Raw genomic sequence first — 12,970 nt, forward strand, 5'->3', positions numbered from 1 at the left:
CCGTTAATAACTTGCATTACTATTAACGATATTATATATATTCGTTAATAAAAGAACATCTTATTATCGAATCGCTAATATGGCTAACCAATCGAAAATTCATGGGACAAATGTTAAGTGTCCGGAAGGCTATCAGGCTTATGTCCCTGATCCGCTTCCTCCACCGATAGAATGGAATGACCGGCTGGCGAGACATCTTTCAGATGCTGATCGTCTCATCGGTCAGTTGGCCTCAATCGGGGCCGCCTTACCCAACCCTCATCTGTTGATTCGTCCCTTTGTCCGACGCGAAGCCGTCTTGTCGAGCCGTATTGAGGGGACCCAAACTTCACTGGCGGAATTATTCGCGGATGAGGCCGGTGTGGAAACAGAGCGAGATCGGTCGGATCTCAGGGAAGTCGAAAACTATGTCAAAGCCTTGGAATATGGAATCAAGCGGCTCAAAACCCTCCCTATTTCATTGCGTCTGATTTGCGAGGTTCATGAATATCTCATGAAGGGCGTTCGGGGCAATATGGCTACCCCCGGAGAATTCCGGAGATCTCAAAACTGGATCGGTATTGCCGGTTGCACTTTACAAAACGCGACTTATGTTCCGCCGCCTCCACACCTGCTCATTGATTGTTTGGGAGCTTTGGAAAAATTCTTTCACGAATCCGCACTCCCGCCACTCGTGACGATCGCTCTGATCCATTTGCAATTCGAGACGATTCACCCGTTTCTCGATGGAAACGGTCGCGTGGGACGCCTTCTGATTATCCTGTATCTTGTGGAGCACGGTATTTTACCATCGCCAATTTTGTATCTCAGCGCCTTTTTTGAAGCCAAGCGAGATGAGTATTATGCTCATCTTCGCGCCGTAAATGAAAACGGAGACTGGGAAGGTTGGGTTGAATACTTTCTCAACGGAGTCGCCCGTCAGTCAGAAGATGCTTTAAGTCGCATCAAGCGAATACAGGAAACCGTTGCGAAGTGGAAACAATCCTTTACCCGCAAGGCCGACAAGAATTGTTTGCTGTTGATTGACGATTGCATGGCGAATCCCTTTATGACCGTGAGTGGCGTGGCCAAAAAACACAAGATCGCCTTTCCTACCGCCCAGCGTGCCATCGATAAACTAGAAAAGGCGGGTGTCCTCAAACAGACGAGCGACGCAAAACGAAACCGGATTTATTGCGCTCGAAAGCTTTTGGATATCTTGGATGAGCCGGCGAAGGTGTAAATTTAATACTGCGATTGTTCGAATATGACGGCTTGATTTGCTGTCCTAAAAAACCAGGCCAGCTCTATTAATCTTGTCCACAATCTCATTTAAATATTCTGCTTTCAGTATTTGACCATCCTCGAACTTGTTAAACGACCATTTGATCTTTATGTGTTCGAGTTTCAGGAAAACCAGTTCCACATCTTTTAAGAAGCTATTTAATGATCCTGCAGTAAGAATCGCCCCTGATTTCCAATGCGGAGACACCGGCTTGATTGCAACATCAGCCTTCTTTGCAATCTGAAAAAGGGCCTCGTGAAGGGCATGTAAGTCCGTAGCTTTTAGTACCATGCCAGTGACCATCCCCCATGTTATGTACCAGTTTGAACCAGAGAGTCCCCGTGGTTGATGTTCCATTGTGCCGCATAGTCGGCCGGGGTCTGATAGTCCAGTGAGCTATGTGGGCGCATCTGATTGTACTCGTGACGCCAGTGCTCGATCTTGCGCTGGGCATCCGCGATGTCCGCAAACAGCTCCTGGTTCAAACATTCATCCCGGAACCGGCCATTGAATGATTCCCGGAAGGCATTTTGGACGGGTTTGCCCGGATCAATAAAATCGAGTTGCACACCGTGTGTCGTCGCCCAATCCTCCATGGCCAAGCAGGTAAATTCTGGACCGTTATCCATGACGATGTTCGTGGGATAGCCCCGCGGTGCCGCAATGCGGTCAAGTAGAGCGATGACATGGACACCGCGAATCGATCGCGCCACGTCGATCGCCAATGCCTCCCGTGTGCAATCATCACCCAGGGTAAAACACTTGAGCTTCCGTCCGTCACGACACTGGTCATGGACAAAGTCCATGGACCAGCGTTCGTTGGGTCGCGACGGCGGTGGCATCACGAGGCGGACGTGACTCGGCCGTTTCTTCTTGCGCCGCTTGCGCAGACTCAGTCCCAGCTCACGATAATACAGCCGCTCCGTCCGTTTGTGGTTGACCACCAATCCCTCCCGTTTGCAGATCGCATGAATGATCGGGCATCCCCAGCGCACCTTGCGTTCGGCCAAGGTGCGCATGCGCACCCGTAACGCCTCGTCATGCGCGTCGCATCGCCGAGATACGTAGCGCTGACTCGACCGCGCCCTGCCGATGATCTGACAGGCCCGCCGCTCACTGGTCTGATACGTGTCCTGCACGTACCGGACCGCCTCACGCCGTGCGGCAGGCCTTACCAGTTTTTTGAGAGTACATCCTTCACCGCCACCAGCTCTAAGGCTTGGTCGGCGACAATCCGCTTGAGTTGCCGGTTCTCGTCGTCCAGCGCCTTGAGTCGTTTGGCATCACTCACCGTCATCCCGCCGTACTTCTTGCGCCACTCATACAGCGTGGCACTGCTCACGCCGATCTCCCGACTCAGGTCCGCCACGGTCTGCCCCGCCTCCCAACGCTGGAGCACCCCGATGATCTGCTCCTCGGTAAATCGCTTCCGTTTCATCTGTCCTCCTTGCCCATGCTGGGCGTTTAGTGGGGACCGATTCTGGTGGCAACTGGACTAGTTTGTGGGGGGAAGGTCAAACTCATGAAGCGCCCAAGGTCATTAACCATCCTCCGGCAAACTGGAATCTGAAATTCGACCGGTTAGCAAAAGAATGCGGGCTTGATTGCGATCTCGCCAAGGCGTTTGAACAAGTCGACGCGTTTATCAGCGGGCTTCAGCGATAAATTGTTCCTGCGATCCAGGGCGGCCTATTTTCTGACAAATGCAGTTATCCACTGTCCATCCGGCTTAGGGGGGATGGAGGGTGGAGATTATTGAAACACCGTACCAATATCGACGCCTGTTTTGTTCTTGGTCACTGCAGTAATAATATATCGACCAGAGGGCGCGGGAATCGTCACTGTGTAAAAATTATCGGTCTGCAGTTCACTCTGAACCATTCCACCGCCAGTAACTGTCAGAACATTCCCATCGGGTAGCGTTGTGTGTCGAGGACCAGCTTCTACGGAAGCCTGTCTTAGTCCCTCTGCTTTGATTGTCACAACCAATTTGCCTGCATAAGGGGCATTCATTTCAACCGTACGAATCAGATTGTGTGTGCTGTCTGCATTATCTGAATACTTTTCCTCAATTGTTCTGAGTGCAGGGAGTTGCGGTTTATTGAAATTGTATTCGTATTTGTTCCCAGCCACATTGTCACCACTCCCAGTATGGCTCTGATTTGTTGGGACCGGTGATACTGGAGCGGATGGCTCTGCGGATTTATCTGAGGCCATAGTTGTTTTGTCCTTATCAATTTGCTTTCCGAAATACCATGAGCCGTATCCCCCGAGAATAGCCACAATCGATCCGATAGCAGCCGCAATTTTGCAGGCTGTTAGCCAACCTTCTGGTCCCATATTTCTCTCCGTACAAAAATTAGTCACCGGCGACTCAAATACGCTACCGGTGACTCATTTGCGTCCCCAGCGGGATTCGAACCCGCGTCTTCACCGTGAAAGGGTGGTGTCCTGGGCCGGGCTAGACGATGGGGACGTTACGCTATTTCATTCTCCTGTGCCACTCTGGCTGCCTTGCCTGCTGCGCCCTCACGGGCGCATGTCCTGGGGCCCTCCGGCTCACGCCTCCGGGCACTTCCTCGTCGTCCCACGCTCCGCGTGGGAACCCCGACTCGGTCGCCGGGCTAGACGATGGGGACGTTACTCTACTTCATTCTCCTGTGCCGCTCTGGCTGCCTTGCCTGCTGCGCCCTCGCGGGCGCATGTCTTTGAAAAACTTGCGCGCTGCTACCATAGTCGTTCCGGCTCGGCAAGTTTGGAGTGGGCCCTCGCGATAAAAAATAAAAACCGCGCCGGCTAGGCCGACGCGGTTTTTTTACGCATCATCAGAATAAGTCTGACTTAGCCGACGGCAACAACTTCGGTCGCGTGTTCGCCCTTGGGGCCTTGGCCGATATTGAACTCGACTTTTTGGCCTTCGGAGAGGGACTTAAACCCTTCCGCGATGATGTTGGAATGGTGGACGAAAAGGTCTTTTCCGCCACTATCCGGGGTAATAAAGCCGTACCCCTTGCTGTCATTGAACCACTTAACGGTTCCGGTCTGTTTGGACATGATGTCCTCCTTGTAGTGCTGTAGTTTGCTTAAGATTTGACAGGATCACTAGTGGACAACTCCTGGCCTTCCTCGCAAGTCCTACAACGGTTGATGCGCGCCTCTTACATGAATCCCCACTGGTTGGCAAGCCCTGAATAATGAAAAAGCTGAGTGCCATCAGTCTCCACGCCCGGATATTGCCTTGCGTTCCTCAGGGATGCCTCTATATAAAGCGCTGCGTTATCAATGGCTTTAACGTCACAGAAAGGACGACCCATGCGCACGACCCCCTGGATTCGGGTACTTGCTCTCGTCATGCCACTCGCCATTCTCGGCTGCGAAGACACGGCTGAAGGGCCTACGGCGACACCCCCTCCACTCCCCACTACGAACCAAACTCCTGAAAATTCGAGCCTGCCACCGACAACGCCGCAGCTGCAATTGCGCGCCACGTTCGACAGTTTTTACCCGATGCAACTCGACTATGCGGTCTTTTATTCGGATGCACAGCCGGCAGTCACTCCACTCCTCAGCCCTAGCTCGACGCTGCACGAAGCGGTGGAGCTCTATGGCAAGATGCTGACCGGCAATTTTTTCGTGCGCTATTGTGAAGACGCGCAGTGCGCCAAGGTGACCGCCATCGAAAAGGCCACGGTCGTCACGCCGCTCCCGGCCGGTATCACCAAGAATGAGGATGGCAGCTATGCGATCAAGCCGACGGCCAAAATGTACGACGCCCCATTGCCGCTCTATCCGGAATTCACACTCTCCGTCAGCAGTCTCCCACAGAGTCCATTTTATGCCGACCTCTTCTTCGACACCGCCGTCGGCACTCCGTGTAAGACGGAAGCGCCCGTCGACTGCGCGACGTTGTTCGATACGCGCCCCACGGCACTCAGCGCGGGCGGTCGGTACGACGGGGAGCCACCCACACTGAGCGTCTTCAATCCGAAGGCACATCGGCCATTTTTGGTCCAAGCACGGTCGGAAGGCATCACAACGGTGCAGCCGTTGTTCCACTTCTCGCATATCGTCGGCTTGTTGGAGTGTAACACAACTATCAGCTGTCTCAGTCAACACGCCGTAGCGTCAACGACTCCGTCGCCAGACGATGCCACGACACCAGAAACCAAACAGCCACCAACCGACACCACGGCTCCAGCAACGCCCGCCGGCACCGCCACGGCAACACCGGTGGCTCCGACCGACGGAAAATTGGCCGATGCCGCACATTCGGCAACGCCTGCAGCGTTGGAACCGGCACCAACCAATGACGGCACGGACACCGCTGCAACCCCGACGACTCCGAGCAGCCCTCCTGCCGCGGGTGAACCAACGGCCCCAACAGCGCCCAACGATCCTCAGCCGGGTGATGACACGAATGCCGGCACTAAGAAACCAACACCAGGGATTGACGTCGTACCACCCGCTGGCATGCCACCCTCGAAACTTCCGCGTGCTGGCGCGGGCACTGCACCGAAGGCGCCGAAGCGCGCCGGTCAGCCGGGGACCGACAACGCACGCGCCCCAACTGGTACTCCAGCCGACGATGATGACGACAACACCGACAAACCACCGCGCGGAGGGACGCGAAAGCCCCCCATCAAGCTTGACCCAACCACGGTCGGGCGCATCGGAGGAAACAACAAAGTCCCGCCTCCATCGATCCTGAAAGTGTTACTCGATTTGGACTTGGCACGCGCCGGTCAAGGTCCAACCCGGACGGGCAGCAGTTCCAGTAGCAGCAGCTCGGGCGGGCAGACAGAGAAGCCGTCGGGAGGCTCCACCTCGTCTTCTACATCCTCCTCTGGCCGTGGCGGGGAGGCAGTGGAACCGATGATCTTCTTGACCGGCACACTCGTCACCTTACTCCCGGCCAAATTCACGATCGATTGGGAGGCCGTGCAGCAAGTGACGGAGGCCATCGAGAAGGAGAAGGCGGAGGCGCAGGCCAAGGCCAAGGCGGCGCTTGAGAAGGTTCAGCAGACGGTCGAGGATCTCAAAAATAACACGGATGTGAAGACGGCGTTGAATGAGGCCAAAGGGAAAGCCGATGAAGTGATGAAACAGTGGGTGCCCTACTTGCAAACCCAGATAGCGAACTGCACAGACCCGGAAAATGTGTGTAGCCTCGAGATAGTCAAGGATTATATCGAGAAAGTAAAGAGCCAAGCCGGGACGGCGAAGATGAAGATGGACGGGGCGCTCGGGAAGTTCAACGCCGTCAAGGCCGAGCTGGAAGGCGCGATTGCCGAGGCTCAATCGGCAGTCGAGACCGCGATGGGCACGGTGCAATCGGCCGTCGATGAAGCCAACCAACAGATCGACGCCGCGATGCAAGAGATCAATAATCTGGTGAGCTCGATCCAAGGCGAGATTGCGAGCCTGAAGCAACAATTCGAAGAGACGATTACGAATACGTTGAGCCAGATCGCGTCGGTCCAGAAAACGGTAGAAGACGCGATTGCCAGTGCGGCGAAAGAGGCTGCGAAGCTCGAGGAGAAAGCCAAGAAAGAATACGAGGCGTGGAAAAAAGAGGCCGAGGACGCGTGGGGCTCCGTAAAAGAGGCGGCCAGTGGCGTCAAGGACACGTTCGACGAGATCGTCGGCTCGTTCGGCGGTTTGGGCGATCTCTTTTAACGGCGCGACGGCACGAATTCCGTTGCCCTGGCTCGGCGTGATCCCTACAATGCGCGCATGATTGCATTGTTGACGGGGCTGCTGGCGACACTCGAAGAGGATCACGTCATCATCGATGTCCAAGGCGTCGGATATCAAGCGCTCGTCTCGGCCCAAACGGCCAAATGTCTGCCGCAGCCCGGCGCCACGGTGCGGCTCTACATTCATACGCATGTGCGCGAAGATCAACTCTGCTTGTTCGGCTTTGCCACGCGAGAGGAACGGGCGCTGTTTCAACGGCTGTTGGCCGTCTCCGGGATCGGGCCGAAGTCGGCGCTGGCGCTGCTCTCCGGACTCTCCACGCCCGATTTAGTGCAGGCCGTGATCGGCGAAGACGCGCGACAGTTAGCGACCATTCCAGGAATCGGCAAGAAAACTGCGGAACGGATCGTGATCGACTTGCGGGATCGACTGTTGAAAGACCAGGTGTTGGTCAATCTCCCATCCGCGGGCACCGACCGATCGACCGGCATCAACCACGATGCGTTGTCGGCGCTGTTGAACTTGGGCTATGCCCGACAAGTGGCCGAGCCCGCGGTGCGCACGGCGCAACAACGCAGCCACGGGGCCACGTTGAGCGGGCTGATTCGTGAGGCGTTGAAGGAATTGGCAACCCGATGACCACGGCACTTCCATCCGCCAGCGACGACCCGTTCGACCTCACGCCGAACGGCGGCGAAGAAGCCGCGTTCGAGGCCTCGCTCCGCCCGAAACGGCTCGCCGAATACGTGGGCCAAAACGCGGTCAAGGAAGCGCTGACGATCTTCATTGAAGCGGCCAGCCGGCGGCGGGAGGCGCTCGATCACGCGCTGTTTTGCGGTCCACCGGGACTCGGCAAGACGACCTTGGCGCATATCATCGCGGCGGAACTCGGCGTGGCGATTCACATCACGTCGGGTCCGGTGCTGGAACGCGCAGGCGATTTAGCCGGGATCTTGACCAATCTCGAGGCGCGTCAAGTCCTGTTCATCGACGAAATCCACCGGCTGCCGCGCATCGTCGAAGAACTCCTCTATCCAGCAATGGAAGACTTCCGCCTGGATTTGGTTGTCGGCCAGGGGCCGGCTGCCCGCACGGTGCGGATCGATCTCCCCCACTTCACGTTAATCGGCGCGACGACGCGCGTCGGGCTGCTCACGTCGCCGCTGCGCGATCGTTTCGGAATCGTTTCCCGACTGGAATATTATGCCCCGGAGGAACTCGCGCAGATCCTGAGCCGCTCGGCGGAATTGTTACAGACGGCGTTGCCGCCCGCTGCCGCATTGGAAATTGCGCTCCGCTCTCGCGGCACACCACGGATTGCGAATCGGCTGCTCCGCCGCGCGCGCGACTTTGCCCAAGTCCGCGCGGCCGGACGGATCGACATCGCCGTCGCCCGAGACGCGTTGACCCTCCTCTCCGTCGATCAGGCGGGCTTCGATCCGATGGATCGAAAAATTCTTCTCACCATTATCGAAAAATTTAACGGCGGCCCGGTCGGAATCGAGACCATCGCCTCGGCGGTCAGCGAGGCGCGCGACACGATCGAAGACGTGTATGAACCGTTTCTGATCCAACACGGGTATCTGGCCCGCACCCCACGCGGTCGCGTGGCGACGACCCGCAGTTACGAGCACTTTGGGCGCACCGCACCGACACACTTGCGGCAAGGGGATCTGTATCGTGCAGGTGACGCATGACCAAATGGTTGCGGCACATCCTCGGATCCTGGCGGGAGTGGATCAACCCGATCCCGCTCGCGGCCTTAGCGTTAAGCCTCATTTTCGGATGGTATATCGTCTTCGGCGATCAAGGCCTCGTGCGGCTGCGCCAATTGCGTCACACCGAAGGTGAACTACGCCAACGCGAACTCGCGCTCTCCAGCCGTCTCCAAACGTTGGCGCAAGAAAAAGTCCGGCTGGATGATCCGGATTATCTGGAGCTGATCATCCGTCGTGAACTCGGCTACGTCCGCAGCGGCGAATTGATTTATCAGTTTCCGGAACCGGAAGTCCGCGTTGGCACACCGCCGGCCACGATCACCACGCCGCGCACGGCCGGCAAATAACGAAAGCCGTCACCCATGCTCCATCGCCCGTATGTGCTCGCCTTTCTCTGCGCGTTTCTCTACCTCGCCATCCGGCGGTTCGGCACCACACGCGCGTTGTTCTGGCTGACTACCGGGTACTGGATCGCTTGGATCTCGGAGGCCAGTTCGATTCGCAATGGATTCCCCTATGGCTGGTACAGCTATCGCTATGAAAATTTGACCCGCGACTGGCTGTTGTGGGGCGTGCCGGTCTGGGACTCGCTCTCCTATCCGTTCCTGATTTATGCCAGCTACACGACGGCGACCTTCTTGTTGCGCCCTCGTGAAGCAGCGGACTCCTCCGTGCGCTGGCGCCGCGCGCTGCTCGGGGCCGCATTGACGATGTTGCTCGATATCATCATTGATCCGGTCGCGAATCTCGGAGAGCGGTGGTTTCTGGGCGATATCTACGATTACGCGCATCCGGGATGGTATTTCGGCGTCCCATTCACGAATTTTCTCGGTTGGTTTCTCGTTCCACTCGTCATCATCCTCGTCAATCAATGGCTCTGGGAACTCATTCCAGGACGTACGCACGTACGCACCTACGCACGTACGCACAATCTGATGGACCTTGCCTTTTATTTCAGCATCGCGCTGTTTAATATCGTGCTGGCTTGGTCTATAGGGGCGTATGCCCTGGGGGCAATTTCCTCAATATTGCTGCTAGCGGTTGGACTCTTGGTGAAGAGACAGCTTTAATCACTGTGGATAACTCGTCTCCCTGGCATCACTTTCTATTTGGTTCAACTGACACTTGATCACTACGACGCGCTGGCGCTATCGGATGCCCTAACGTTGGGGAGGAACGGGCCATGGGACAACAGGAACAAAACATAACACGGCGACGGAACACGGAACGGCACTGGCAGCAGTTGTCGATCGAAGATAAGCGTCGTCAACTGCGGGACGAGCTGCAAGATGAAATGATTACGATGGCCCACGAATTAGGACTGCAATTGAGTGTCGATCAGATCATCCGCGCTATTGAACAGACGGAATACACGCCCGACGAAATGGAAAACCGCCACACTGCCCATCTTTCCTGGCTGCATCGGCACGCGTCGCAACTGGTGCGGCGCGACAATTCCGCCCATTAGCCTTCACTGAGGACGACAACCTCGAACCGTTGCCCTTCATCGGTTCGAAAATGACCCAACCATGCGGGAGCCGTGCCGATCAGTTCTGCGAACCGTTCCGGTGTCTCCACGAAACCCTGCGCCATCCCAAGCTCCCAGACCGCGTCGCTTCCTTGCCACTGCGTTAATAGTGCGCCGGCCAGCAGATCGGCCAATGCCGCCATGGCCGCCGTGTCGAAGGTGTCGTCATTCGGCAAATCGCGACCGAGCAAATTGACAGCCGCTTCCCGCGCCACTCGGGCAGTGCCGGCCACCACGACTTTTCCGGCCGTCGCACCGACAAACGAGACCACACCGAGCGAGACCGCGTCGCGCCACGGATCGGTTTCTTCGACCGGTTCGAGTAACAGAAACGCGCCATCCCCTGCCGCGCGCACGACCGTCGACGGCCACTCGGTGGTTAACAGATTGTCGTTGAGTGCACTCACGTGGTCGCCCCTGATTGTGGCAATAGATCGTTCAGCACCGCGCGCACCGCCTCCGGACGAAACGGACGTTCCAGACCGCCACGAACACCGTGTTGTGCGATGGCCGCAGCGCGCCGCGCATTCCGTTCGCTGGTCAGCAGCACGACTGGAATATTCGCCAACTGCGATTCCCCGCGCAGTGCCACAAGCAATTCCGGTCCATCCAGTTCGGGCATCGCCAGTGCAGTAATGATCAGGTCCACTCGTTCCTCACGCACCATGACTAACGCTTCGCGACCCTGACTCGCTTCACGGATGGCGCTGCGATCAATGCCGGCGAGCTGCAACGCCCGCACGCAATACGCCCGCGCAACGATATTCGGTTCCACGACGAGGATCTTCAGGCCCACGGATCATCCCTTCGGCAGGTCTTTCGTGATGAATTCACCCATGCTCTGGATCTGCGCGAACGTCTCTCCCGCCACGCGCTCCAAACGATGCGCCTGGACATGCAACCGTTGCAAGACGGCTGGGTCCACTTGACGCGAGAGTTCGCCGCGATCGACGCCGTAGCCGAGCGAATGCGCCAACGCATTGGCGGTATGGACCAGGTCCACGACGACGCGATGTCCTTCATCCGGCGCCTCGCTCGGGCGGTGATGCCACAGCGCGGTGTATTCCACCACCTCCGGGAGATTCCATTTTTTCGCCAATGCGCCACCTAATTCCGTGTGATCCGTCCCTAATGCCGCACGCTCGGCATCCAGAAAGTGGCCGACGCTCGAATCGCCTTCCACCACGATCTGCTTCGATTGATTCGAGAGGAACACGCCGATCACGAGCTTGCCAATGTCGTGCAGCAGTCCGGCCGTGAAAATGAGTTCCGGCATTTTGACCCCGAGCTCCACGACAAGGCGTTCGCTCAACATCGCGACCGCGACGCAATGGACCCAAAAGTCCGCGGCCTTGGTCTCGTAGCCGCTCAAATACGGCGGAATGATCCGGGAAAAGGCGCCCATCGCGGCGATTTCAAACACCCGCTTGATGCCCATCAGCATCACGGCCTGTTGGACCGTGGTGATCTTGCGCCGCAGCCCGAAATACGGCGAATTGGCAAAGCGCAGCAAATTGGCGGTCAGCGCGGGATCGGGCCCCACGACTTCTTCAAAATCCTCCGCACTCCAGACGTCGCTCGAGACCAGGGCACACATCCGGGCCACGACCCCAGGCAGGGTCGGCAGCTTGTCGACGGCGGCCAAGATCAGTTCGGTCTGGCTCATAGCTGCCGCTCCTCTCCTCGAGTGGACATGATCACGCGGCCGGTGCCGACCAACAACGCCACTTCCCAGGAGTGTTGTCCTCCCAGCGCTTCCGCAGCAACCAGCAGACCGGCACGCCATAGTTGTTTTCGCACAGCGACCGCGGTCCGCCACCCGAGTTGCAACACGGCCGGGGCCTCAACCAGCGTGCCGCCGCCCGCCAATTTGACGGTCAGGTTTTCAGTCCGCGCGCCTAAACCGTGCATCCGTTGGAGCAATAACGGCACTCCAGTATCCGCATAGAGGGTTGGCAAGACATCGCTGTTGGAGCGGCTGTAAACAGCGCGTGGCAACATAACGTGTAGCAATCCACCCACATGATGCACAGGATCGTGCGCGAGAACGGCAATGCAACCGCCGAGAGATCGGGTCTTTAAAATGGCGGCGGTATCGATCGCGACTTCGCACTGCCCCTTCGGAATCAGAATGGTGTGCGCTGGTTCACTCGACATGGACTAGGCATTGCCAAATGCGCAGCGAAAACGCAAGGACTGTGCAAATAAAATCTAGACTTTTACGAATAGATTCGTTATGCACGCGCGCCATGCGGACCTATTGGAAAGAACTCACGATTTCGACGGGCGACAACAATCTTCCCACCCTCGACCCGAAGCTCAAACAATTCGTCGGCCCTCAGGATATTTTCTTCATTGAGGACCTCACGGAACAGTTTCAGCAATTAGTCGCCGCGAGCGAAATTGCCAACGGACTCTTCACCGCACAGGTCATGCACACAACCACGGTGCTCAGCGTCAACGAACTCGATGAACCGATGCTGTTGATGGACATTCACCGCGCGTTAAGCGAGATCGCGCCGCGCGTGAATGATTATTTGCACAACAGCCCATTGCGGACGAAAAATCGCTGCGCGGAAGACAATCGCTGCGATCGCAACGCCGACGCGCACGTCAAATCGTTCCTGATCGGAAATGCGACGACCAGTCTGTTGGTCCGCAACGGGAAACTACTGCTCGGACGCTGGCAACGCATCTCGGTGATCGACTTCGACGGACCCCGTCAACGCCAATTAGTCGTCCAAATCCTCGGCGAGTGAACTA

At 57.0% G+C, this 12,970-nt stretch carries 16 protein-coding genes and 1 tRNA gene; 8 read left to right on the top strand and 9 right to left on the bottom strand.

Features of this window, described 5'->3' with window-relative positions:
- Positions 1-79 precede the first annotated feature (79 nt).
- Positions 80-1,222, top strand: a complete 1,143-nt coding sequence (locus HY696_03315; GenBank protein ID MBI4237434.1) for a Fic family protein — start codon at positions 80-82, stop codon at positions 1,220-1,222.
- A gap of 45 nt (positions 1,223-1,267) precedes the next feature.
- Here HY696_03315 and HY696_03320 read toward each other — a convergent pair whose 3' ends face one another.
- The 5 genes from HY696_03320 to HY696_03340 form a co-directional block, all read right to left on the bottom strand.
- Complete coding sequence (locus HY696_03320) at positions 1,268-1,621, bottom strand: hypothetical protein (GenBank protein ID MBI4237435.1); 354 nt, start codon at positions 1,619-1,621, stop codon at positions 1,268-1,270.
- A protein-coding gene (locus tag HY696_03325) for an IS3 family transposase (protein ID MBI4237436.1) occupies positions 1,576-2,702 on the bottom strand; the annotation gives its coding sequence in 2 pieces (ribosomal slippage) (positions 1,576-2,450 and positions 2,450-2,702; 1,128 coding nt in all). Before HY696_03325 ends, HY696_03320 begins: the two co-directional genes overlap by 46 nt.
- A gap of 314 nt (positions 2,703-3,016) precedes the next feature.
- A complete protein-coding gene (locus HY696_03330) occupies positions 3,017-3,604 on the bottom strand; it encodes a hypothetical protein (GenBank protein ID MBI4237437.1) in 588 nt (195 codons plus the stop codon).
- A gap of 61 nt (positions 3,605-3,665) precedes the next feature.
- Positions 3,666-3,740: transfer RNA gene (locus HY696_03335), tRNA-Glu, on the bottom strand.
- Between the two features lie 365 nt (positions 3,741-4,105).
- Positions 4,106-4,318, bottom strand: a complete 213-nt coding sequence (locus tag HY696_03340; protein ID MBI4237438.1) for a cold-shock protein — start codon at positions 4,316-4,318, stop codon at positions 4,106-4,108.
- Between the two features lie 297 nt (positions 4,319-4,615).
- Between HY696_03340 and HY696_03345 the strand changes: the two genes are divergently transcribed.
- The 6 genes from HY696_03345 (at position 4,616) to HY696_03370 (ending at position 10,147) form a co-directional block, all read left to right on the top strand.
- Positions 4,616-6,940: a hypothetical protein gene (locus tag HY696_03345; GenBank protein ID MBI4237439.1), complete on the top strand. Its 2,325-nt coding sequence runs from the start codon at positions 4,616-4,618 to the stop codon at positions 6,938-6,940.
- Positions 6,941-6,997: 57 nt separating this feature from the next.
- Positions 6,998-7,600, top strand: a complete 603-nt coding sequence (gene ruvA, locus HY696_03350; protein ID MBI4237440.1) for a Holliday junction branch migration protein RuvA — start codon at positions 6,998-7,000, stop codon at positions 7,598-7,600.
- A complete protein-coding gene (ruvB, locus tag HY696_03355) occupies positions 7,597-8,658 on the top strand; it encodes a Holliday junction branch migration DNA helicase RuvB (protein ID MBI4237441.1) in 1,062 nt (353 codons plus the stop codon). The genes ruvA and ruvB overlap by 4 nt, the downstream gene beginning before the upstream one ends.
- Positions 8,655-9,026, top strand: a complete 372-nt coding sequence (locus HY696_03360; protein MBI4237442.1) for a septum formation initiator family protein — start codon at positions 8,655-8,657, stop codon at positions 9,024-9,026. The genes ruvB and HY696_03360 overlap by 4 nt, the downstream gene beginning before the upstream one ends.
- 15 nt (positions 9,027-9,041) lie before the next feature.
- A complete protein-coding gene (locus tag HY696_03365) occupies positions 9,042-9,749 on the top strand; it encodes a carotenoid biosynthesis protein (GenBank protein MBI4237443.1) in 708 nt (235 codons plus the stop codon).
- Positions 9,750-9,862: 113 nt separating this feature from the next.
- Positions 9,863-10,147 (top strand): hypothetical protein, encoded by a 285-nt coding sequence (locus tag HY696_03370; GenBank protein ID MBI4237444.1) that lies wholly within the window; start codon positions 9,863-9,865, stop codon positions 10,145-10,147.
- Here the strand turns inward: HY696_03370 and HY696_03375 are convergent.
- The 4 genes from HY696_03375 to HY696_03390 are packed head-to-tail and all read right to left on the bottom strand — an operon-like array spanning position 10,144 to position 12,364.
- Positions 10,144-10,614 carry a hypothetical protein gene (locus tag HY696_03375; protein ID MBI4237445.1) on the bottom strand — a complete coding sequence of 157 codons (471 nt, stop codon included), beginning with the start codon at positions 10,612-10,614 and terminating at the stop codon, positions 10,144-10,146. The genes HY696_03370 and HY696_03375 overlap by 4 nt on opposite strands.
- Positions 10,611-11,003, bottom strand: coding sequence for a response regulator (locus HY696_03380; GenBank protein MBI4237446.1), 393 nt, complete (start codon positions 11,001-11,003; stop codon positions 10,611-10,613). The genes HY696_03375 and HY696_03380 overlap by 4 nt, the downstream gene beginning before the upstream one ends.
- Before the next feature lie 3 nt (positions 11,004-11,006).
- Positions 11,007-11,873 carry an HDOD domain-containing protein gene (locus HY696_03385; GenBank protein MBI4237447.1) on the bottom strand — a complete coding sequence of 289 codons (867 nt, stop codon included), beginning with the start codon at positions 11,871-11,873 and terminating at the stop codon, positions 11,007-11,009.
- A complete protein-coding gene (locus tag HY696_03390) occupies positions 11,870-12,364 on the bottom strand; it encodes a chemotaxis protein CheD (GenBank protein ID MBI4237448.1) in 495 nt (164 codons plus the stop codon). The genes HY696_03385 and HY696_03390 overlap by 4 nt, the downstream gene beginning before the upstream one ends.
- A 92-nt stretch (positions 12,365-12,456) precedes the next feature.
- Between HY696_03390 and HY696_03395 the strand changes: the two genes are divergently transcribed.
- A complete protein-coding gene (locus HY696_03395; GenBank protein ID MBI4237449.1) occupies positions 12,457-12,966 on the top strand; it encodes a YjbQ family protein in 510 nt (169 codons plus the stop codon).
- Positions 12,967-12,970 lie beyond the last annotated feature (4 nt).

Source organism: Deltaproteobacteria bacterium, assembly GCA_016210045.1.
GTDB lineage: Bacteria > UBA10199 > UBA10199.

Bases quoted from the DNA above. Each gene is read 5' to 3' on its own strand.
- HY696_03365 (MBI4237443.1), top strand. From the start codon at position 9,042: ATGCTCCATCGCCCGTATGTGCTCGCCTTTCTCTGCGCGTTTCTCTAC.
- HY696_03320 (MBI4237435.1), bottom strand. From the start codon at position 1,621: ATGGAACATCAACCACGGGGACTCTCTGGTTCAAACTGGTACATAACA.
- HY696_03360 (MBI4237442.1), top strand. From the start codon at position 8,655: ATGACCAAATGGTTGCGGCACATCCTCGGATCCTGGCGGGAGTGGATC.
- HY696_03370 (MBI4237444.1), top strand. From the start codon at position 9,863: ATGGGACAACAGGAACAAAACATAACACGGCGACGGAACACGGAACGG.
- HY696_03385 (MBI4237447.1), bottom strand. From the start codon at position 11,873: ATGAGCCAGACCGAACTGATCTTGGCCGCCGTCGACAAGCTGCCGACC.
- HY696_03345 (MBI4237439.1), top strand. From the start codon at position 4,616: ATGCCACTCGCCATTCTCGGCTGCGAAGACACGGCTGAAGGGCCTACG.
- HY696_03340 (MBI4237438.1), bottom strand. From the start codon at position 4,318: ATGTCCAAACAGACCGGAACCGTTAAGTGGTTCAATGACAGCAAGGGG.
- ruvA (MBI4237440.1), top strand. From the start codon at position 6,998: ATGATTGCATTGTTGACGGGGCTGCTGGCGACACTCGAAGAGGATCAC.
- ruvB (MBI4237441.1), top strand. From the start codon at position 7,597: ATGACCACGGCACTTCCATCCGCCAGCGACGACCCGTTCGACCTCACG.
- HY696_03395 (MBI4237449.1), top strand. From the start codon at position 12,457: ATGCGGACCTATTGGAAAGAACTCACGATTTCGACGGGCGACAACAAT.
- HY696_03390 (MBI4237448.1), bottom strand. From the start codon at position 12,364: ATGTCGAGTGAACCAGCGCACACCATTCTGATTCCGAAGGGGCAGTGC.
- HY696_03330 (MBI4237437.1), bottom strand. From the start codon at position 3,604: ATGGGACCAGAAGGTTGGCTAACAGCCTGCAAAATTGCGGCTGCTATC.
- HY696_03315 (MBI4237434.1), top strand. From the start codon at position 80: ATGGCTAACCAATCGAAAATTCATGGGACAAATGTTAAGTGTCCGGAA.